General features: G+C 72.0%; 19 protein-coding genes. 14 read left to right on the top strand and 5 right to left on the bottom strand.

Features of this window, described 5'->3' with window-relative positions:
* Positions 1–243: 243 nt before the first annotated feature.
* Positions 244–1,068 (top strand): hypothetical protein, encoded by an 825-nt coding sequence (locus A4E84_RS10325; RefSeq protein ID WP_159029562.1) that lies wholly within the window; start codon positions 244–246, stop codon positions 1,066–1,068.
* Here the strand turns inward: A4E84_RS10325 and A4E84_RS10320 are convergent.
* Positions 986–1,843, bottom strand: a complete 858-nt coding sequence (locus A4E84_RS10320) for a DUF4184 family protein (protein WP_062926266.1) — start codon at positions 1,841–1,843, stop codon at positions 986–988. The two genes, A4E84_RS10325 and A4E84_RS10320, sit on opposite strands and share 83 nt — an antisense overlap.
* Before the next feature lie 342 nt (positions 1,844–2,185).
* Here A4E84_RS10320 and A4E84_RS10315 point away from each other — a divergent pair, with 342 nt between their 5' ends.
* The 3 genes from A4E84_RS10315 to pgfA all read left to right on the top strand — a co-directional run bounded on the left by A4E84_RS10315 (position 2,186) and on the right by pgfA (position 5,236).
* The gene (locus A4E84_RS10315; protein WP_062926265.1) at positions 2,186–3,934 is read left to right on the top strand and encodes a lytic transglycosylase domain-containing protein; all 1,749 of its coding nucleotides are present in this window, start codon (positions 2,186–2,188) and stop codon (positions 3,932–3,934) included.
* A 149-nt stretch (positions 3,935–4,083) separates the two neighbouring features.
* Complete coding sequence (locus tag A4E84_RS42130) at positions 4,084–4,218, top strand: SPW_0924 family protein (protein WP_107308296.1); 135 nt, start codon at positions 4,084–4,086, stop codon at positions 4,216–4,218.
* A gap of 25 nt (positions 4,219–4,243) precedes the next feature.
* Positions 4,244–5,236, top strand: coding sequence for a cell envelope lipid trafficking protein PgfA (pgfA, locus tag A4E84_RS10310; protein ID WP_062926264.1), 993 nt, complete (start codon positions 4,244–4,246; stop codon positions 5,234–5,236).
* Here pgfA and hrpB read toward each other — a convergent pair.
* Both hrpB and A4E84_RS10300 read right to left on the bottom strand, forming a co-directional pair.
* The gene (hrpB, locus tag A4E84_RS10305) at positions 5,226–7,748 is read right to left on the bottom strand and encodes an ATP-dependent helicase HrpB (protein WP_062926263.1); all 2,523 of its coding nucleotides are present in this window, start codon (positions 7,746–7,748) and stop codon (positions 5,226–5,228) included. The two genes, pgfA and hrpB, sit on opposite strands and share 11 nt — an antisense overlap.
* 46 nt (positions 7,749–7,794) lie before the next feature.
* A complete protein-coding gene (locus A4E84_RS10300) occupies positions 7,795–8,694 on the bottom strand; it encodes a class I SAM-dependent methyltransferase (protein ID WP_079128926.1) in 900 nt (299 codons plus the stop codon).
* Positions 8,695–9,010: 316 nt separating this feature from the next.
* Here A4E84_RS10300 and rpsA point away from each other — a divergent pair, with 316 nt between their 5' ends.
* The 4 genes from rpsA to A4E84_RS10280 all read left to right on the top strand — a co-directional run bounded on the left by rpsA (position 9,011) and on the right by A4E84_RS10280 (position 12,780).
* Positions 9,011–10,507 carry a 30S ribosomal protein S1 gene (rpsA, locus tag A4E84_RS10295; RefSeq protein WP_062926262.1) on the top strand — a complete coding sequence of 499 codons (1,497 nt, stop codon included), beginning with the start codon at positions 9,011–9,013 and terminating at the stop codon, positions 10,505–10,507.
* 228 nt (positions 10,508–10,735) lie between these two features.
* Entirely contained in the window at positions 10,736–11,674 is a 939-nt protein-coding gene (locus A4E84_RS10290; RefSeq protein WP_062926261.1) for a PAC2 family protein, read from the top strand.
* Between the two features lie 54 nt (positions 11,675–11,728).
* On the top strand, positions 11,729–12,349 hold the full coding sequence (gene coaE, locus A4E84_RS10285; RefSeq protein WP_062926260.1) for a dephospho-CoA kinase: 621 nt from the start codon (positions 11,729–11,731) through the stop codon (positions 12,347–12,349).
* 50 nt (positions 12,350–12,399) lie between these two features.
* On the top strand, positions 12,400–12,780 hold the full coding sequence (locus A4E84_RS10280; protein WP_062926259.1) for a tetratricopeptide repeat protein: 381 nt from the start codon (positions 12,400–12,402) through the stop codon (positions 12,778–12,780).
* 16 nt (positions 12,781–12,796) lie between these two features.
* Here A4E84_RS10280 and A4E84_RS10275 read toward each other — a convergent pair whose 3' ends face one another.
* Positions 12,797–13,060: a DUF6343 family protein gene (locus A4E84_RS10275; RefSeq protein ID WP_062926258.1), complete on the bottom strand. Its 264-nt coding sequence runs from the start codon at positions 13,058–13,060 to the stop codon at positions 12,797–12,799.
* 77 nt (positions 13,061–13,137) lie between these two features.
* On the opposite strand from A4E84_RS10275, the gene A4E84_RS10270 reads away from it, so the two are divergent.
* The 4 genes from A4E84_RS10270 (at position 13,138) to A4E84_RS10255 (ending at position 16,553) form a co-directional block, all read left to right on the top strand.
* Positions 13,138–14,049, top strand: a complete 912-nt coding sequence (locus tag A4E84_RS10270; protein ID WP_062926257.1) for an acyltransferase domain-containing protein — start codon at positions 13,138–13,140, stop codon at positions 14,047–14,049.
* A 118-nt stretch (positions 14,050–14,167) separates the two neighbouring features.
* Positions 14,168–14,848, top strand: a complete 681-nt coding sequence (locus A4E84_RS10265; RefSeq protein ID WP_062926256.1) for a class I SAM-dependent methyltransferase — start codon at positions 14,168–14,170, stop codon at positions 14,846–14,848.
* Between the two features lie 9 nt (positions 14,849–14,857).
* Positions 14,858–15,919 carry a protein kinase family protein gene (locus A4E84_RS10260; protein WP_237304888.1) on the top strand — a complete coding sequence of 354 codons (1,062 nt, stop codon included), beginning with the start codon at positions 14,858–14,860 and terminating at the stop codon, positions 15,917–15,919.
* A 175-nt stretch (positions 15,920–16,094) separates the two neighbouring features.
* On the top strand, positions 16,095–16,553 hold the full coding sequence (locus A4E84_RS10255; protein WP_062926255.1) for a DoxX family protein: 459 nt from the start codon (positions 16,095–16,097) through the stop codon (positions 16,551–16,553).
* A gap of 102 nt (positions 16,554–16,655) precedes the next feature.
* On the opposite strand, the gene A4E84_RS10250 is transcribed toward A4E84_RS10255, so the two are convergent.
* Entirely contained in the window at positions 16,656–17,270 is a 615-nt protein-coding gene (locus A4E84_RS10250) for an RNA-binding S4 domain-containing protein (RefSeq protein ID WP_062926254.1), read from the bottom strand.
* A 122-nt stretch (positions 17,271–17,392) separates the two neighbouring features.
* Between A4E84_RS10250 and A4E84_RS10245 the strand changes: the two genes are divergently transcribed.
* The gene (locus A4E84_RS10245; protein WP_062926253.1) at positions 17,393–18,043 is read left to right on the top strand and encodes a helix-turn-helix domain-containing protein; all 651 of its coding nucleotides are present in this window, start codon (positions 17,393–17,395) and stop codon (positions 18,041–18,043) included.
* Positions 18,040–19,353, top strand: a complete 1,314-nt coding sequence (locus A4E84_RS10240; protein WP_062926252.1) for an MFS transporter — start codon at positions 18,040–18,042, stop codon at positions 19,351–19,353. The genes A4E84_RS10245 and A4E84_RS10240 overlap by 4 nt, the downstream gene beginning before the upstream one ends.
* Positions 19,354–19,385 lie beyond the last annotated feature (32 nt).

Raw genomic sequence — 19,385 nt, 5'->3', positions numbered from 1 at the left:
TCAGAGCGGTGGCCCGGGTGCGCGGGGAGTTTCCCGCGGCCCGGGTCCCGTGCCGGCCGGGTGGCGAGGTTCCGCATGTCTCCGAGGCTCAGGAGCCCTGCCTGGGGCCGGGCCTTGTGGCCCGCCCGCCCCGGGCACGGGCTCGCCCTGGTCACCCACCCCGCCCCGGACCTCACTGAAACCGTCACTCGCGTGGCCCCCGAGAAGGCGCCTCCGTCCACGGTGCTCGCAAAGATGCGGGGCATGGGTATACGCACGCTCCTCAGCCGCACGGCACCAGGCGTGGCACGGCCGCCGGCCCCGGCGTTCGAGGCCGCCGCGAGTACGGTTCGCGTCCCCGTCACCTTCACCTCGGCCCTGCGCCACGCGACGGCGGACCTCCGGCAGCGCCTGGCCCCCGGCCGACGGCGGCCCACCGGCGCCGCCGACACCGGCGTCCTGACCGCCGCCACGGTGCGACCCGGTGCCCACGACCTGCCCGCGGCTCCCGTTCTCGTCGGCGCCGACGCTCTGGCCGTCCTGACCGCTCTCGCCGACACGGATGCTCTGACGGACCTCACCAGCACCGATGCTCTGTCCGCCCTGACCGGTCTCACCGACACGGAAGCCCTCGCTGCCCTGACCGGTCTCAGCGACACGGAAGCCCTCGCTGCCCTCAGCGGCGCCGACGCTCTGGCTGCTCTTACTGGCCTCAGCGGCGCCGACGCTCTGGCCGCTCTCACCGGTCTCAGCGGCGCCGACGCTCTGGCCGCACTCGCCGGTGTCATCGGCGCCGACAACACGCTGACCGTGGCCGGTCTGTCCGCTGTCACCGGCCACGGACCCGCCGAGGCCCGACCCCTCTGCACCCCCGGCCCCCCGGGCAAGCCCTCCCGCCCCTGGGCCCGACTGGCCCGTGACTACCTGGCCCTCGTCCTCACCCTGCTCCCACGCCCCCGCCCCGCGCACACCACCATCACCGTGTACATCACGACGGACAGCGCGCTCAGCGAGCAGTCGGGCGGCTCGGCTCCGTCTCGGCGGCAGGGGCAGGACCGGTGGGGGCCGGAACCGGACGCCGCGCCCTGACCCCCACGGCGTAGAGCAGCAGCGCCGGGACGAGTCCCGCGCCCGCGCCGAAGCACACCGTCGGAATGATCTCCCACGGCTTCGCGGCCGAGCCCCAGTACGCCCACCACCGCGACGCCCGCTGCACCGCCCCCACCAGCGCGAAGCCGCTGATCAGGGCGGCGGCCGCCCACCGGTCCCGCACAGCGAGGACGGGGACCCCCACCGGCTCGCGGACGGGCGTCCGCCGCAGCGCACACGCCACGAACACGGCGATCACGACCGCGGCCACCGCCGAACCGCCGTACTGCAGGTACCAGTACAGCGGCGAGCCCGCCACCTCCCGGCCCAGCACCGGAAACAGCCGCATGCCCCACCGGTCGAGGTGCGTGAACGCGTCCCACACCACATGCGTCAGCGCACCGAGCACCGCGGACACGTACCACCGCGCCACCAGCGACGGCCGCACCCGCTCGCGTGGCACCCCGCACCGCAGCAGGGCCGCCACCCGCCCCTGCCGCGCCCGCGGCAGCAACGCGACGAGCGGCTCACGCACCAGCAGCCACAGCCCCACCAGCGCCCAGGCGATGAGCACATCGACCGTGAAGACCCCCGGGAGGGCGTGCGTGACGTCACCGAACTCCATCGCCCCGGACAGCACACTCGCCGCGTAGTAGGTCATGTCGGGCGCGAAGGAACCCGCCACGAGCACGGCGGGCACCAGCGGACCCCGGCCGGTGCCGTCGGTGCGGACGGCGGGCAGCACGGCTGCCGCATGGCTCAGCGTGAACGGCAACTCGGCTCCTCGCGACGGTCGTTGCGCCAGGTCGGGACGCCCGGCGGTCAGTGGCCCAGTATGCGGGATGCCGCTCCGTCGACGACGTCACGCGGCACACATGACCAACTGGTGAAAAACGGTCACGAACGGGTGCCCGAGCAAAGGAAGTTGTCGTAGGGTCGCCAGAGTCGCCGCGCGGGGAGTGCGTCGATCACATGAACGCGGTAAAGAGCAGAGCACGCAAGAGAACAGAGTTGTGGCCGTCGGAGGGCAACCCCTCGGGCGGTTGGATCGTCACAACAGGGCGAACACTGCGGACGTAGACCGGGCGCTCGCGCGTCCACGGGAGGGGTTCACTCTATGGCGGCGCAATTCGGCAGGAGGCTGCGCAAGGGGGCGGCGACCACCGCCGTGGCCGCGGCAGCGGTCGCGGCCCTGTCCGCCTCCCAGGCTCCGGGCGTGAACGACCACGGCAGACAGACCGCCGCCGACGCCACGCCCGCACCCGAAACGAGTGCCTCCGACGGCAGCAGCGCCACCGGCAACTCGCCGTACTACACGGACCTGCCGCCGCTCAAGAGCCCGAATCCGTCACCGTCCACGGGCCCCGGCCCCGGGGGCACGGGCACGACGGAAGCCGGCATCCCCGCGACCGTCCTGGACGCCTACAAGAAGGCCGAGAGCGCGCTGCGCGAGGCCAAGCCCGGCTGCAACCTGCCCTGGCAACTCCTCGCGGCCATCGGCCGGGTGGAATCGGGACAGGCCCGCGGTGGCCGCGTCGACGCCGACGGCACCACCCTCAAGAAGATCCTGGGCCCCCAGCTCGACGGCAACGGCTTCGCCCTCATCAAGGACACCGACGACGGTGCTTACGACGGCAACAGCACGTACGACTCGGCCGTCGGCCCCATGCAGTTCATCCCCTCCACCTGGGCCTGGGCCGGCCGCGACGGCAACGACGACGGCAAGAAGGACCCCAACAACATCTACGACGCCGCGCTCGCCGCCGGCCACTACCTGTGCCGCAACAACTGGGACCTGTCCGACCAGGACGACCTCGACCGGGCGATCCTCAGCTACAACAACTCGCGGGAATACCTGAACCTCGTCATGAGGTGGCTGGATTACTACCGCAAGGGCACGCACGAGGTCCCGGACGGCACCGGCACACTGCCCGACAACCGCAGCGACGACGGCGCGGGCGCGAGCCCCACGCCCACCACACCGGGCACGACCGCTCCGGGCAGCTCGACTCCCAAGCCGAACCCCAAGCCCGAAAAGCCGGAAAAGCCCGTCAAGCCCGGCGGTGGTACGACGCCCCCGAAACCGCCCACCACCCCGCCCGGGACGCCGTCCGCGCCGCCCACGACGACTCCCACCCCCACCGACACGGTGGACCACCTGGAGGACGCCGGAACCGCGAAGCTCACCGCCATGGCCGGCGACGCGTTCAGCAAGCGGATCAGCACCCGCGCCGAGACGGAGGCCGGCAAGGCCGTCGCCAAGGTCAGGGTCCGCTTCACGATCGTCGGCGACACGGACACCACCTTCACCGGCGGCGAGAGCGTGGCCACGGTCGCCACCAACAGCTCCGGCGTGGCCGTGGCGCCCGCCCTGCAGGCAGGGGAGAAGACCGGCGCCGTCACCGTCCGCGCCACCGTGGTCGGCCGTACCGTCCCGGGCCTCGACTACAAGGCCACCGTCACCGAGCGTGCCGCGGACGCCCTCGCCCGCACCGGTGACGCCGCACTGACCTGCGCCCCGGGCGGCGAGTTCGCGAACCAGGTCGAGGTGAAGGCCACGTACAACGGCGCCGTCGCCGACGCTGTCGCGGCCACCGCCACGCTGATCACGTCGGCGGACGACGCGACCGCCAACGACAAGGGCCCCTACTTCAAGGACGCCGACGGCAAGACCGTCCGCACCCTCACGGGCCTGAAGGCGGACGCGAAGGGCCTGCTGAAGCTGCCGAAGCTGTACGCGGACGACACGACCGGCACGTTCCTGCTCCGCATCGCCACGGCCGGCGGAGCGACGCTCACCGTCGAACTGACCGTGGCGGCGGCCGAGACGTCCTCGCCGAGCGCTTCGGCGAGTCCGAGCGCGTAGCTCTCAGGTACGACAGACGACGCCCCTCCTGTAGGAGGGGCGTCGTTGTGTGTGCAACGTGTTCTCATCTCCGCCGCGCGTTGCTACGGTGCCGAGAACCTGACGGAGTATCAGTTCCGTCCGTCACGACACCCGTGGGGAGGCTCCGTATGCGCGCCCTCATCGCCGCCGCCACCGGTCTCGCCGTCGCGTTCGCCGTGGTCCTGACGCTGACCGCCCTCGGCACCCCCTCGGGCGGGACGTCCCCGAAGCCGCTGCTGACGACCGTGCCCGCACACCCCTGACCGCCCGCCCGGGAGGGAGGCCGAGATGCGCCGCAAGACCGGCCTGGTCCTGCTCGCCCTCGCCGTGTTCTTCGCGGCCCTGTCCCCGCTGCTGCGCTGGTACGCCTTCCCGCGCCTGGCCAAGGTCCCCGCGAACCAGTACCAGGACATGGTCCTGGAGGCGAAGGACGCCACCCTCCTCGACTACGGCACCATGCGCGCGAAGAAGGTCCCCAAGGTCACCATCGTCCAGACCCTCAAGGGCAACGTGGAAGCCTCCGAACGGATCGAGGAGTCGGCCGGGCGGGACGTCGTCGTCTGGGACGGCCTGTCCTACGTCGTCGGCCCCGACGGCAAGATGGTCTCCAAGATCCCCGAGCGCTACATCTTCGACGCCCACACCCAGGAACCCGTTCACGCCACCGGCGAAATGGTCGACGGCGACCCGGTGCGCCGCACGGGCATCGAGTTCAAATGGCCCTTCCTGACGGAGAAACGGGACTACGAGTACTTCGACGCCCAGGCCCGCGTCACCGCGCCCATCACTTACGAGGGCACCCGCGACTTCCGCGGTCTGGAGGTCTACTACTTCGAGCAGACCATCCCCTGGACCAAGGTGAAGATCCCGAAGACCCTGCCCGTGGAGGGCCTCACCGCCGAGGCGGTGGCACAGACCGGCACGACCCGCTGGTACACCACGGTCCGCAAGTTCTGGGTCGAACCCCTCACCGGCGCGCCCGTGTACGGAGAGGAGATCCACCGGGAGGAACTGCGCGGCGGCGCCCTCCTCGGCGACCGCGACAAGGTGACCGCGTTCGCCGGCCACGTGAAGATGCGCGAGGACTACATCACCCACACCGTCGACCTGGTGAAGTCCCAGCGCCTGCTCGTCCTGCTGATGACGTCCTACCTGCCCTGGGGCTTCCTGGCCCTCGGCGTTCTCCTGCTTGCCCTCGCGCTGTACCTGGAGGCGCGCAGCCGCCGCTCCTCGGGCCCGGAGCCCACGGCGGCCGAGGAACCGTCGTCGGTCAGCGCCTGAGCCGTGCGTTGGTGTGCCGGGTCGGCTCGGCACCCGCCGGGTCCTCGGGCCACGGATGCTTCGGATACCGCCCCCGCAGCTCCGCCCGTACGCCTCTGTAGCCGTCCCGCCAGAACGAGGCGAGATCGGCGGTGACGGCGGCCGGGCGCCCGGCCGGGGACAGCAGGTGCACGAGCAGCGGCACCCCGGCGACCCGGGGCGACTCCTGGAGTCCGAACATCTCCTGCAGCTTCACCGCCAGCACGGGCTGCTCGGGCCGGGAGTAGTCGATCCGGATCCTCGAACCGCTCGGCACGGTCATCCGCTCCGGGGCCAGCTCGTCGAGCCGCCCCGCCTCTCCGGACGCCCAGGGCAGCAGCCGGGCGAGCGCCTGCCCGGCGTCGATCCGCGCCAGATCGGCCCGCCGCCGCGCCCGGCCGAGCTCCGGCTCCAGCCACTCCTCCACGCGCGCGTGGAGCGCGCCGTCGGACACGTCCGGCCAGGGCGCACCGACGTGGAGGCGCAGGAACGCCAGCCGCTGCCGCAGGGCATCGGCCTCCGCCGACCACCGCAACAGCCCGAACCCCTCCCGCCGCAGCCCGTCGAGCAACGCGTCGCGCACGAGCCCGGGGCCGGCGTCCTTCAGGGCCCGCACCGTCAGCTCCACGGCCCCCAGCCGCCCCACCCTCCGCGCGACGACATCCCCGCCGTCCCACCGGACCTCGTCCCGCTCGTCGAGCAGCGCGCCCGCTGCGAGCCGGGCCACGTCCTCGTCCACGACCGCCCCGGACTGCACGCGCGCGTGCCCCTTGCCGACGGGCCGGTCCGCCACGGCGACGGCCACCCACTCCGCCCCGCGCAGCGCACTTCCCGCACCGACCTCCGCCCGCGTCCCGGACACCATGAGATACGACCCGCCGTCGGCCCTGGCGAGCCGCTCGGGAAAGGCGAGAGCGGCGACGAGGCCGGCCTGCTGCTCCTCGGAGAGGCCCGCCGGCGTCTCCGCTTCTGCCGCTGCCTTGCAGGAGACACCGGAAACGGCGGCCCGCAGCCGCCGAACCTCCGTCCGCCACCGCGAGGAGTAGGCGTCACCCCCACGCCGAGCACGACGCACGGCACCGGCCAGATCGTCGCCGTACTCCCGCGGAGCCTCCTCGCTCAACAGCGCCACGACCTCCGCAGCCCTCGCGGGCCCCAGGAACGGGACGGAATCGAGCAGTGCCCGCCCCAGCCGGGGATGCACCCCCACCCGGCTCAGCCGGACTCCCCGCTCCGTGGCCCGTCCGACGGAGTCCACCGCCCCCACCGCCGCCAAGACCTCCCGCGCCGCCGCCATCGCCCCGCTCGGCGGCCCGTCCAGCAGCGCCAGACCCGACGCGTCCGGATCCCCCCAGCACGCCACCTGGAGCGCGAACGCCGTCAGATCGGCCACCTTGATCTCCGGCGACGGATACCGCGGCAGACGCGCATCCTCGGCCTGCGCCCAGCAGCGGTACACCGCCCCCGGCGCCTCACGCCCGGCCCGCCCCGCCCGCTGCCGCCCGGCCGCCTGTGACGCCCGCACCGTCGTCAGCGCGCTCAGCCCGCGCGCGTGGTCCACCCGCGGCTCGCGCGCCAGCCCCGAATCCACGACGACCCGGACCCCCGGCACCGTCAGAGACGACTCCGCGACGGACGTGGCCAGTACGACCCGCCGCCGCTCCCCGGGCACCAGCACCGCGTCCTGCACGGCCGCCGGCGCCCGCCCGTGCACCTGGAGCACCTCGACCTCACCGAGCCCCCCGAGCTGCCCGGCGACCCGGGTGATCTCGCCCACCCCCGGCAGGAAACACAGCACGTCCCCCTCCCGCTCGGCCAGCGCCCGCCGCACCACGGACGCCACATGCGTCAACAGCGCCGGATCGACCCGCATCCCGTGCGGCGGGCGTACGGGCCGCACCGGCGGCGCCCACACGGCCTCCACCGGGTACGCCGTGCCCTGCGCCTCGACCACCGGCGCCCCGCCCAGCAGCCGCGCCCACCCCTGCGCGTCGGTCGTCGCCGAGGCGGCCACCAGCCGCAGCTCCGGCCGCAGGGTCTGCCGTACGTCCCAGAGGAAGGCCGCCGCCGTGTCCGCGTCCAGGTGCCGCTCGTGGCACTCGTCGAGCACCACCACGTCGGCACCGGCCAGCTCCTGGTCCCGTTGCAGCCGCTGGACCAGGACACCGGTCGTCACGACCTCCACGCGCGTGTGCCGACCGACGACCCGTTCCCCGCGCACGGTGTAGCCGACGCTTTCGCCGGGCTTCTCGCCCAGCAGCCACGCCATCCGGCGCGCCGCGGCCCGGGCCGCGATCCGCCGCGGCTCGGCCACGACCACCCGCCGCTCGGGCCCCTCCCCGAGCAGTCCCGCCAGCGCCAGAGGCACCAGGGTCGTCTTGCCGGTGCCGGGCGGCGCCACGAGGACGGCGGTGCCGTGCCCGTCGAGGGCTTCCCGCAGGGCGGGCAGGGCACCGCGTACGGGCAGGGAGGCCAGGGCGTCGTCACGGATCACGCCATCAGTGTCGTACGCCCCGGGAGCGTTCCTGCGCGCGCACGGGTCAGTCCCTCCCCCGGCCTTCGGCCGGGGATGACCCGACCTCGCTTCGCTCGCACACGAAGATCGCCGTCCCCGGGATCAGGTTTCCGCGCAACGGCGACCAGCCGCCCCACTCGGACGTGTTCCACACCGGCCACTCCGGCTCCACCAGGTCGACCAGACGGAAGCCCGACGTCACGACGTCCCGGACGCGGTCGCCCAGCGTGCGGTGGTGCTCGACGTAGACCGCCCGGCCCTCGTCGTCCTGCTCGACATAAGGAGTGCGGTCGAAGTAGGAAGCCGACACCGACAGGCCCTCCGGCCCCGGCTCGTCCGGGAAGGCCCAGCGGATCGGATGCGTCACCGAGAACACCAGTCGGCCCCCGGGCCGCAGCACCCGGCGCACCTCCCGCAGGACCCGGCGCGGATCGGCGACGAAGGGCAGCGCCCCGTACGCCGAGCAGGCCAGGTCGAACGAGCCGTCCGCGAAGGGGAGCGCCCCCGCGTCGGCGCACACCAGGGGGAAGGAACCGCCGATGCGCAGCGCGTGCTGGAGCTGCCGGTGCGAGATGTCCAGGGCGACCGGACGCGCACCCTGGGCGGTCAGCCAGCGCGAGCACTGGGCGGCGCCGGCGCCGATCTCCAGCACGTCGCGGCCCTTCAGCCCCTCCGGCGGGCCGAGCAGTTCGGCCTCCACCTCGTCCAGGCCCTCGGGGCCCCAGACGAAGCGGTCGTCGCCGAGGAACGTGCCGTGCTCGGTCTGGTACTCGTCCGCGTTGCGGTCCCACCAGCCGCGATTGGCCCGGGAGCTTTCCGCGACGTCGGCATCGCGCCGGGTGGCCTCGGGTTCGGACGCTTCGGACTCTTGGATGATCGGCTCCCTCGTCGTACTCTTCCGTCCAGCCGGCCCCGGCGGTGGCACAAAAGGGGGCGTCGTACGGCCCGCGTGGCCTCGAACGACACGACTTGTGCCGGGTATGCGGCGATCCGCCCCGCGTGGGCGGCTTCGCGCATTGACCCTGCCCGGCTGCCCCCGTATGCTACAAGTTGCGCTGCGAGCCTGCGTACCTCAGACGTAGCAGGTTGCGCTCGCATCTGTATGTATGTCCCCTCGGTTGTCGAGGCGTCACCATTTCTGTGTGGCGCTTCCTTGGCTGTCCGGCCTTCTGCAGAGCGAAACGGGCTCCCGGCGTAGCAGTACCTACGACTTCAATGTCCGTACCGGAGCCCTTTCCCACATGACGAGCAGCACCGAGACCACCGCCACCACCCCGCAGGTAGCGGTCAACGACATCGGTAACGAGGAAGCTTTCCTCGCCGCGATCGACGAGACGATCAAGTACTTCAACGACGGCGACATCGTCGACGGCGTCATCGTGAAGGTCGACCGGGACGAGGTCCTGCTCGACATCGGTTACAAGACCGAAGGTGTGATCCCGAGCCGCGAGCTCTCGATCAAGCACGACGTCGACCCGAACGAGGTCGTCGCCGTCGGTGACGAGATCGAGGCCCTTGTTCTCCAGAAGGAGGACAAGGAAGGCCGCCTGATCCTCTCGAAGAAGCGCGCCCAGTACGAGCGTGCCTGGGGCACCATCGAGAAGATCAAGGAAGAGGACGGGATCGTCACCGGTACCGTCATCGAGGTCGTCAAGGGTGGTCTCATCCTCGACATCGGCCTCCGTGGCTTCCTCCCGGCCTCCCTGGTCGAGATGCGCCGCGTCCGCGACCTCCAGCCCTACGTGGGCAAGGAGCTCGAGGCCAAGATCATCGAGCTGGACAAGAACCGCAACAACGTGGTCCTGTCCCGCCGTGCCTGGCTGGAGCAGACCCAGTCCGAGGTCCGCCAGACGTTCCTCACGACCCTCCAGAAGGGTCAGGTCCGTTCCGGCGTCGTCTCCTCGATCGTCAACTTCGGTGCCTTCGTGGACCTGGGTGGCGTCGACGGTCTGGTCCACGTCTCCGAGCTCTCCTGGAAGCACATCGACCACCCGTCCGAGGTTGTCGAGGTCGGCCAGGAAGTCACCGTCGAGGTCCTCGACGTCGACATGGACCGCGAGCGTGTCTCCCTGTCGCTGAAGGCGACCCAGGAAGACCCGTGGCAGCAGTTCGCCCGCACCCACCAGATCGGCCAGGTCGTGCCCGGCAAGGTCACGAAGCTGGTTCCGTTCGGTGCGTTCGTCCGCGTGGACGAGGGCATCGAGGGTCTGGTCCACATCTCCGAGCTGGCCGAGCGCCACGTGGAGATCCCGGAGCAGGTCGTCCAGGTCAACGACGAGATCTTCGTCAAGGTCATCGACATCGACCTCGAGCGCCGTCGCATCAGCCTCTCGCTGAAGCAGGCCAACGAGTCCTTCGGTTCGGACCCGGCCTCGGTCGAGTTCGACCCGACGCTCTACGGCATGGCCGCGTCGTACGACGACCAGGGCAACTACATCTACCCCGAGGGCTTCGACCCCGAGACCAACGACTGGCTCGAGGGCTACGAGACCCAGCGCGAGGCGTGGGAGACCCAGTACGCCGAGGCGCAGCAGCGCTTCGAGCAGCACCAGGCGCAGGTCATCAAGTCCCGCGAGGCGGACGAGAAGGCCGCTGCCGAGGGTGGCGAGGCTGCCGCTCCGGCCGCGTCCGGTGGTGGCGGTTCGTACTCCTCCGAGGGCCCGGACAACTCCGGCGCGCTGGCCTCGGACGAGGCGCTGGCCGCTCTGCGCGAGAAGCTGGCCGGTGGGCAGAGCTGAACGCCCACTGAGCTGTAGCTCCTGATCAAGGGGCCGTACCTTTCGAGGTGCGGCCCCTTGGCGTTTTCCGGCCGTCGTTCGGCTGCGGGCCGTGGGGATCGGTCGCGCAGTTCCCCGCGCCCCTGACGGGGCGTTGCCCTCGCCGCCAAGATCATGAATCTCCTCCCGCGGGAATGCCCCCGCCCGCAACGACGTTGTGGAGTGTGAACACGAGGAGGAGCGGTCACTGTGCTTGATCCGCAGGATTTGTACGCCTGGGAGCCGAAGGGGCTGGCCGTCGTCGACATGGCGCTCGCCCAGGAGTCGGCCGGACTTGTCATGCTCTACCACTTCGACGGATACATCGACGCGGGCGAGACGGGCGACCAGATCGTCGACCGGGTGCTCGACTCGCTGCCCCACCAGGTGGTCGCCCGCTTCGACCACGACCGGCTCGTCGACTACCGCGCCCGCCGCCCGCTGCTGACGTTCAAGCGCGACCGCTGGAGCGACTACGAGGACCCCACCCTCGAGGTGCGGCTCGTCCAGGACGCCACCGGCGCACCCTTCCTGCTGCTGTCCGGTCCCGAGCCGGACGTGGAGTGGGAGCGCTTCGCCGCCGCCGTGAAGCAGATCGTGGAGCGGCTCGGCGTCCGCCTCTCCGTGAACTTCCACGGCATCCCCATGGGCGTCCCGCACACCCGGCCCGTCGGCCTGACCCCGCACGGCAGCCGCACCGACCTCGTCCCGGGCCATCCCAGCCCCTTCGAGGAGGCGCAGGTGCCCGGCAGCGCCGAGTCCCTCATCGAGTACCGCCTGCTCCAGGCCGGGCACGACGTCCTGGGTGTCGCCGCCCACGTCCCGCACTACATCGCCCGCTCCCCCTACCCGGACGCGGCGCTGACGGTCCTGGAGGCCATCACGGCGGCGACCGGACTGGTCCTGCCGGGCATCGCCCACGCCCTGCGCTCGGACGCCCTCCGCACCCAGACGGAGATCGACCGGCAGATCCGCGAGGGCGACGAGGACCTCACCGCGCTCATCGACGGCCTGGAGCACCAGTACGACGCCGTCGCGGGCGCCGAGACCCGGGGCAACATGCTCGCCGAGCCGGTGGACATCCCATCGGCCGACGAGATCGGCCAGGAGTTCGAAAAGTTCCTGGCGGAACGAGAAGGCGACAACTGACCCCGGTGCGGCCCGGCGAGGGCCCTGTCAGTGGCAGGGCCTAAGCTGCGGGACATGCTGAAGGTGGGCCTGACCGGCGGCATCGGTGCCGGCAAGAGTGAGGTGTCACGGCTGCTCGTCGCGTGCGGGGCCGTGCTGATCGACGCGGACCGCATCGCGCGGGAGGTCGTCGCACCGGGGACGCCGGGGCTCGCCTCGGTCGTCGAGGCCTTCGGGGAGGAGATCCTCGCCGCCGACGGCAGCCTGGACCGGCCCCGCCTCGGCGCCATCGTCTTCGCCGACGCCGAGAGGCTCGCCACCCTCAACTCGATCGTGCACCCTCTGGTGGGCGCCCGCTCCCGCGAGCTGGAGGAGGCCGCCGCCGAGGACGCGGTCGTCATCCACGACGTCCCGCTCCTCACGGAGAACGGCCTGGCACCGCTGTACGACCTGGTGATCGTCGTCGATACGGCTCCCGAGACCCAGCTCGACCGGCTGGTCCGGCTGCGGGGCATGACGGAGGAGGACGCCCGTGCGCGGATGGCCGCCCAGGCGACGCGCGAGCAGCGCCGGGCAATCGCGGACATCGTGATCGACAACGACGTCCCGCTGGAGGACCTGGAGCGGCGCGTGAAGGACGTGTGGGCCGAGCTCGTGCGCAGGTCACAGGCGCCGCGGCCGGCCCCGGCGGAATAGTGGCACCCGGTGGGGGCGTTGAACCCGTCCAGTGAGGGAAGGACTCTGCCGTGCCCGAGACCAGCGGTTCGACCGGACGTACCCCGGAGACGCACGTCATCGACTTCCGCGCCGCCGAGCAACTGCTCGCGGCGCGAGACCCGCGGGGCGCCGTGAAGCTGCTCGACGGGGTCATCGCCACGCACCCGGAGAACACCGCGGCGCGGCTGCTGCGGGCGCGTGCCTTCTTCGCCGCGGCGCAGCTGAGGCCGGCGGAGCTGGAGTTCCAGATCGTCCTGGAGCGGGAGCCGGACAACGCGTTCGCGCACTTCGCGCTCGCCCGTACCTTCGAGCGTCAGGGCCGTCCCGACCAGGCGAAGCGCCACTTCCGGCTCGCGGCCGCGCTCGATCCGAACCCGGAGTTCCTGAAGGCGGCGAACTTCGACTCGTGAGCCCTCCCCGTCTGCTTCAGGGGCGTCGGTCCGGCGGCTCATAGGGCGGGATACCGGGGCCCGGCTGGTAGTGCGGGCCCTGCCGGATGCGCCGCAGGACGACGGCCAGGTCGATCGTGACGATCAGCAGCAGCACACCGCATGCGATGGCCCACCCGTTCCGCCCGGCGAGCGCGAACGCCACCGTCCCGATGAGCGCCCAGACCAGCCCCCACACGCTCAGCCAGAAGCGCGCCCGCAGGGCACTGCGCGCGGTCCGCGGTTCACTGCCTGTACGCATCCCTCGATCACCACTCCTCTGCTTGCAACGTACTCTTCGGGGCGAGGGTTCACCAAGGCCGACAGGGGGAGCCACCCGTGCTGCCGGACGCAGACACACTGCCCGAGACCCTGCTCGACCTGGCGGTGCCGCACGAGGACATCAACGACCTGGTCGCCCTGCGACGGACGCTCACCGCGGACGCCGGGACCATGAGGCTCGTCCAGGAGTGCGTCGAGGAGCTGGTACGGGACATAGGAGAGGCCGGGGCCGAGGTGCCGCTCGCCGAGCGCGTCGCCGAAGCCCCGCCCACGCTGGGTCCGTACTTCGCCGTGTACGTGTTCGTCGCGGCATTGCCGTACACGCGCTCCTACCACCGCGAGCGGGGTGTCACGGCGGACGTCAGCCGCCGCACCCTCGCCGACCTCGGGCGGAACATGGCGTTCCATCGACGTCGGCACGGCAGGGGAGGGGTGGAGGTCCCGCAGTGGCTCACGCGTCACTTCCGGGGTGAGCTGTACCAGCTGGGGCGGCTCCAGTTCGAGCGGGCCCGCCTCGGGCAGCGGACGGGGCGGGCGGTGGCGCAGGCCGGGCTGGACATGGCGCCGGGGGAGCCCTGCCTGAACCTGCACATTCCCGACTTCCACGGGCCGCTGTCACCGGCGGCCTGCGACCGGTCCCTTCAGCTGGCGCGGGAGTTCTTCGCCCGCCATTTTCCGCGGGAAAGGTATCGGGTGGCGGTGTGCCATTCCTGGCTGCTCGACCCGCAGTTGAAGCGCCATCTGGACCGGGACTCCAACATCGTCCGCTTCCAGGAACGCTTGGAGCCCGGCCGTGACCCCGGTGAGGAGGCTGAACCTGCGGACACCGAGCCCGTCCGCTTCGTCTTCGGGGACCCGGACCTGCCGGTGGCCGGTCTGCCGAGGCGCACGTCGGTGGAGCGGGCGGTGGGGGACCATCTGCGGGCGGGCGGTCACTGGTACGTGCGGCACGGTTGGTTCCGGCTGTAGCCGTAGCGCTCTCCACTCCCTTCCCACGCCACGCCCTTCCTTCACTCGGTCGGGTGAAGCCTGCTGTCACGGGAACGGGCGTGCGGATGCGGCCCGTTGGACGGGCATGGAGATGAAAATGCGTGAGGGGTACGAGGGGACGGGACCCGGGGCCATCACCCCGGACGGCTGCGCGGTGGAGCTCTACTCCCGGCTGCCCGTCGGGGACGAACCGGACGTCATCGCTGCCGCCGCCCCCGAGGGCGCGAGTATCCTGGAGCTCGGCAGCGGGGTCGGACGCATGACCCACGCACTGCTGGAGCGCGGATTCACGGTCACGGGGGTGGACGAGTCCGCCCCGATGCTGGAGCACGTCCGCGGCGCGCGCACGATATGCAGCCCGATCGAGGAGCTGGAGCTGGGCGAGACGTTCGACGTGGTGCTGCTCGCGTCGTTCCTCGTGCACACGGGAGACGCCGAGGTGCGGCGCGGCATGCTGCGCACTTGCGCACGCCATGTCGCGCCGGGCGGCTGCGTGCTGATCCAGCGGGAAGGCGAGGACTACCACGAGAACGTGCCGCGCGAGCGCAAGGACCCCAGCGGTTTCACCGTGCGGATCGCGTCGTCGGAGCCGGTCGGTGACGGGGTCAACTCGGTGCGCGCGGAGTACGAGTTCCCGGACGCGGTCTGGACCCAGACGTTCCGGGCGCGGCCCCTGACCGAGGAGCAGTTCGAGGAGGCGCTCCAGGAGGCGGGCCTGAAGGTGGACCGCTGTCTGACAGAGGACCGGATATGGGTACGGGCGGTGCCGGCGGTCTAGGCGGTGGGGGTGCGTGAGGGCCTGCCCGGGGGAGTGGATCCGGGACGGCTGAGCGACTACGACACGGTCGCGACCTCTCTGGCGCTCCTCGGCGACACCGAGCTGCGTGAACTGGTGCACAGAGCCACACCCTTGGGCACCGGCATCGGCGGATCATCGGCCCGGCTGGACGTGTCCGGCACGCCGGTCTTCGTCAAACGCGTGCCCCTCACGGATCTGGAACTGCGGCCCGAGCACCGCCAGTCCACGGCCAATCTGTTCGGAGTGCCGATGATCTGCCAGTACGGCATCGGCGGGCCAGGGTTCGGGGCGTGGCGGGAGGTCTCCGCGCACACCATGACCACGAACTGGGTGCTCTCCGGGCAGTTCCAGGGGTTTCCGCTGATGTACCACTGGCGGGTGCTGCCGGAGGAGGAACCCCACCGGGCCGAGGAACTCGCCGATGTGGAGAAGGTCGTGGCCTACTGGGGAGGGAGCGCGAGCGTACGGCGACGGGTCGAGGCCCTGCAACGATCCTCCGCGAGCGTCACGCTGTTCCTCGAATACCTGCCCCAGACCCTGCACTCATGGCTCACGACGCAGGTACAAGCCGGTGACGAGGCGCTCGACCGGGCGTGCTCCCTGACGGAGAAGGAACTGGCGGCCGGCACGTCCTTCATGAACAGCCGAGGGCTGCTGCACTTCGACGCCCACTTCGAGAACATCCTCACCGATGGCCGCCGTCTGTACTTCGCCGATTTCGGTCTCGCCCTGTCCACCCGCTTCGACCTCACGCGCCCCGAGGCCGGCTTCTACGAGGAGCACAGCGCCTACGACCGCTGCTACACGGCCGGCTACCTCGTGAACTGGCTGATCACCGCCCTGTACGGCGGCGACTGGGAGATCCGTGGAGAACTGATACGAGCATGGGCCGAAGGGCGGCAGCCGACCGGGGCCCCGCCCGGAGTCGCGGAGGTCCTCACTCGCAACGCCCCGGTCGCGGAGGTGATGACCGACTTCTACCGCACCCTCCAGGAGAAGAGCCGGAGGACTCCCTACCCGAGGAAGAGACTCGAACGGCTCTGCCCGTGACGGGCGGCGGGGGTGGGGATACCGCGGTGACGATCTGCCGGGTGTCGCCTCGGAGCCGCTGCGGTGTCCCCTCGGCCTCTCGGTGTGTCTCGGCGGCGATGAGTTCCTGGGCGAGGGCCGGTCTGTCTCTCCGACACCGCGACACCACACGCACCGCTTCACCCAGGAGACCTTCATGTCCGAGACCACCGCTGCCGTCACCGCCGACTCCACCCCGGCCGGCGTCGTCATCGCCGAGTCCGCGACCGCTCGCGGGCGGCGTGCCCGGGTGGCCCTGCGCGCTCTGCAGGTAGCGCTCGCCCTCTTCTACGCGATCGCCAGCGCCCTGCCCAAGTTGATCGGGCACGCCTCGGCTGCCGAGTCGTTCGAGCGGCTCGGCTGGGGCAGCGCGGGGATGTACACCATCGGTGTGCTCGAACTGGCCGGGGCGATCGCCCTGTTGATCCCGGTGCTCCAGTCGGTGGCGGCTATGGCGCTGGGCGCGTTGATGGTGGGCGCGTTCGTCGTGCAGATATCCGTCTTCGACGGGCAGTATGCGGCGACGCCGGTGATCCTGATCGTGCCGCTCACCCTCATCGCGTGGGCACGGCGGGAGCACAACGCGGATCTGCTCCGGCTGCTGCGGCGGGCGTGACCGGATGGAGGCGAGTCGCATAGGGCTCCGGCGGTGTCGGGGAGGGGCTGAGGGCCCGTCCCGGACACCGGTCCGTGGGATGGCGGCGGTTCCTCGGCCTGCTCACGGCCTCCGTTCGCGTGAGCCGCTGCCGAAGCCCGCGCCGGGGCCACCGCCCGGACCAGGGCCGAGGCCGGGCGCCCTGCCAGGGCCCGGCACGCCGCGGAGGCGTTCCATGTCGCGGCGGTCGCGCTTCGTCGGCCGGCCCGCGCCGCGGTCGCGGATGCCGGCGGGGGCGACGGCCTCGCGGGGCGGGGGCGGCGGGGAGTTGTCGACGTAGCACTGGGCGGCCACGGGTGCCCCGACCCGCTTGCGGATCAGCCGGGTGACGATGACGATCCGCTCGCGGCCCTCGTGCCGTAGACGCACTTCGTCACCGACACGGACGCCGTGTGCGGGCTTCACGCGCTCGCCGTTGACGCGCACGTGGCCGCCCCGGCAGGCGGTGGCTCCCATGGAACGGGTCTTGACGAGCCGTACGGACCAGATCCAGCTGTCGACGCGGACGGTCGTGCCGTCCTGCGGGCCCGCGGCCTCGGCAGCGGCGATCGCCGCGGCGACCTTCGGGTCCGGGGGCTGGGTCTCGCCGCCCGCTGAGCTGCCGGCCGGCTCGGGGGAGTCGGCCGCCGGGTCTGCGGTCCCGTCCGTCCTGTCGTGCTGCGCACCCTGAGAAGCCATGTCCCGACCTTAGTCCTCCGAGGTGCTGCACCGGGCGGGATATCGCCCTCCGAACCCGACTCTGCCAAACAAGTTTTGCAAAAAGTCTTTTGCTAAGCGGCCTCGCCGCCTAACCTCCCGGCATGGACAGCGACGAGCACAAGCGCGTACTCGATCCCGAACACGACACCGCCGCCCTCAAGGCGCTCACCCACCCCCTGCGTATCCAGCTGCTCGGACTGCTGCGGCAGGACGGGCCCGCCACGGCGAGTGAGCTGGCCGCGCGAACGGGGGAGTCGTCGGCGTCGACCAGCTACCACCTGCGGGTGCTGGCGAAGTACGCGTTCATCGGCGAGGCCGAGCACCGCGACGGGCGGGAGCGGCGGTGGCGGGCGCTGCACACCCTCACGTCCTGGAGCAACGAGTCGATGGAGGCCACCGAGGCGGGCCGGGCCTTCGTCGGGCTGGCACGGCGGCGGCAGATCGAGCACCTGGAGAGATCACTCGCCCGGTACGAGGCGGACCTGGCCGCCGGGCGGCTCGGCCAGGAGTGGGTGGAGTCATCCGGGATCAGCGATCTCATGCCCCGGCTCACGGCCGAGTCGGTCACCGAGCTCTTGGAGACCGTCGCAGGCAAGCTGGAGGAACTGACCGCTCGGGACGCAGACGACTCGCGCGCTGAACACGTCGTGCTCCTCACCGCCGCCCTGCCGTTCGCCACCCACGAACACGCCGACTCCGGCCCGGAAGACCGCGAGACCGAAGCCCGCGACGCCGAAGATCTCAACCCGTGACGCCGCTCGCGACCGAGCCGACCGGAGAGCCGGCCGCTCGCCGCCGGTACGTCACCGTCTGCGCGCTCCTGTGGCTGCCGCCGGGGCTGGGCATGGCCACGATGGTCCTGCTGTTCACCGAGCGCGGCATGTCCCTCGCCGCGGTCGCGGGGCTGTTCGCCGCACACTCCCTGACCGTCGCCGCACTGGAACTGCCCACGGGAGGCCTCTCGGACGTCCTCGGGCGCCGGCCGGTCCTGGCCGCGGCCGGTGGGCTCGGCGTCGTCGCCTTCGCGTTGCTCGGCCTCGGCAGCTCCGCCTGGCTGCTCACCGTCGGCATGGTGCTCATGGGCGTGGCCCGGGCCCTGGCCAGCGGAACCGCCGAGGCCTGGTACGTCGACACCGTCCAAGCGTGCTCCGGTCCGGACGCCGAGCTGCGCACGGGCCTGGCCCGGGGCGGCTCCGCGACCTCCGCCGCGCTCGCGGGCGGCATCCTGCTCGGCGGTGCCCTGCCCTGGCTGCTCGGGCTGGGGCCCGACCTCGGTGCCCGGCTGAGCGAGGCGACGTCCGGGGCGGTGCTGCCCCTGTCCGTTCCTCTGCTGCTGGGGGCAGCACTGAGGATCGTGTCCGTCGCCTATGTGCTCGCCGCCCTGCCGGAGCCCCCGAGGCCGCCGGCCACCCTGCGTTCGGTGCTGCGCGGCGTCCCGGTCACGGTCGCCGACGGGCTCCGACTGGGCGGACGGGACGCAATGGTCCGCCGGATCCTGCTCGGTGCCGCGGCCGCCGGAAGCGCCCTGGCCGCCGTCGAACTGCTCGTACCGGGCCGTACGACGGCGCTGACCGGCTCGAACGGCTCCGGAGCGATGGTGTACGCCGCCCTGTCCTGCGCGGGGTTCCTCTGCTCCGGCCTCGGCAGCCACCTGGCGCCGCTCACCGCCCGGATCGCGGGCAGTGGCGAACGTGCCGTGCTGGTCAGCCTCGCGGCCGGGGCGGGTGGCCTGCTGCTGCTCGGGGTCACCGCCTCCTCCGTCCACCCGGCGGCCACAGCCCTCGCGGCAGCCGGCTTCGGGCTGGTCTACCTCGGTCTCGGCGCGGCGGCCCCGAACGAGAACGACCTGCTGCACCGCCGGGTCGACGGTGCGGGCCGCGCCACCGCCCTGTCCGTCCAGTCCCTCGCCCAGCAACTGGTCGGCGCGCTCACCGGCCTGGCCGTCGGGGTACTGCGGCCGGGCCCCCTGCCCTGGCTCCTGACGGGCGCCGCGCTGCTGGCCGGGGCCCTGCTCTGGCTGCGCCGGAGCGACGAACGGGCCGTGCAGGTCACCGGAGTCTGAGCCCGGCGGAGGGCGGTTCGTACCGGTCCGCG

It is taken from the genome of Streptomyces qaidamensis, assembly GCF_001611795.1.
Lineage (GTDB): Bacteria > Actinomycetota > Actinomycetes > Streptomycetales > Streptomycetaceae > Streptomyces > Streptomyces qaidamensis.
Note: the sequence above shows the minus strand (reverse complement) of the source record. Positions and strands in the feature narration are given on the sequence as shown.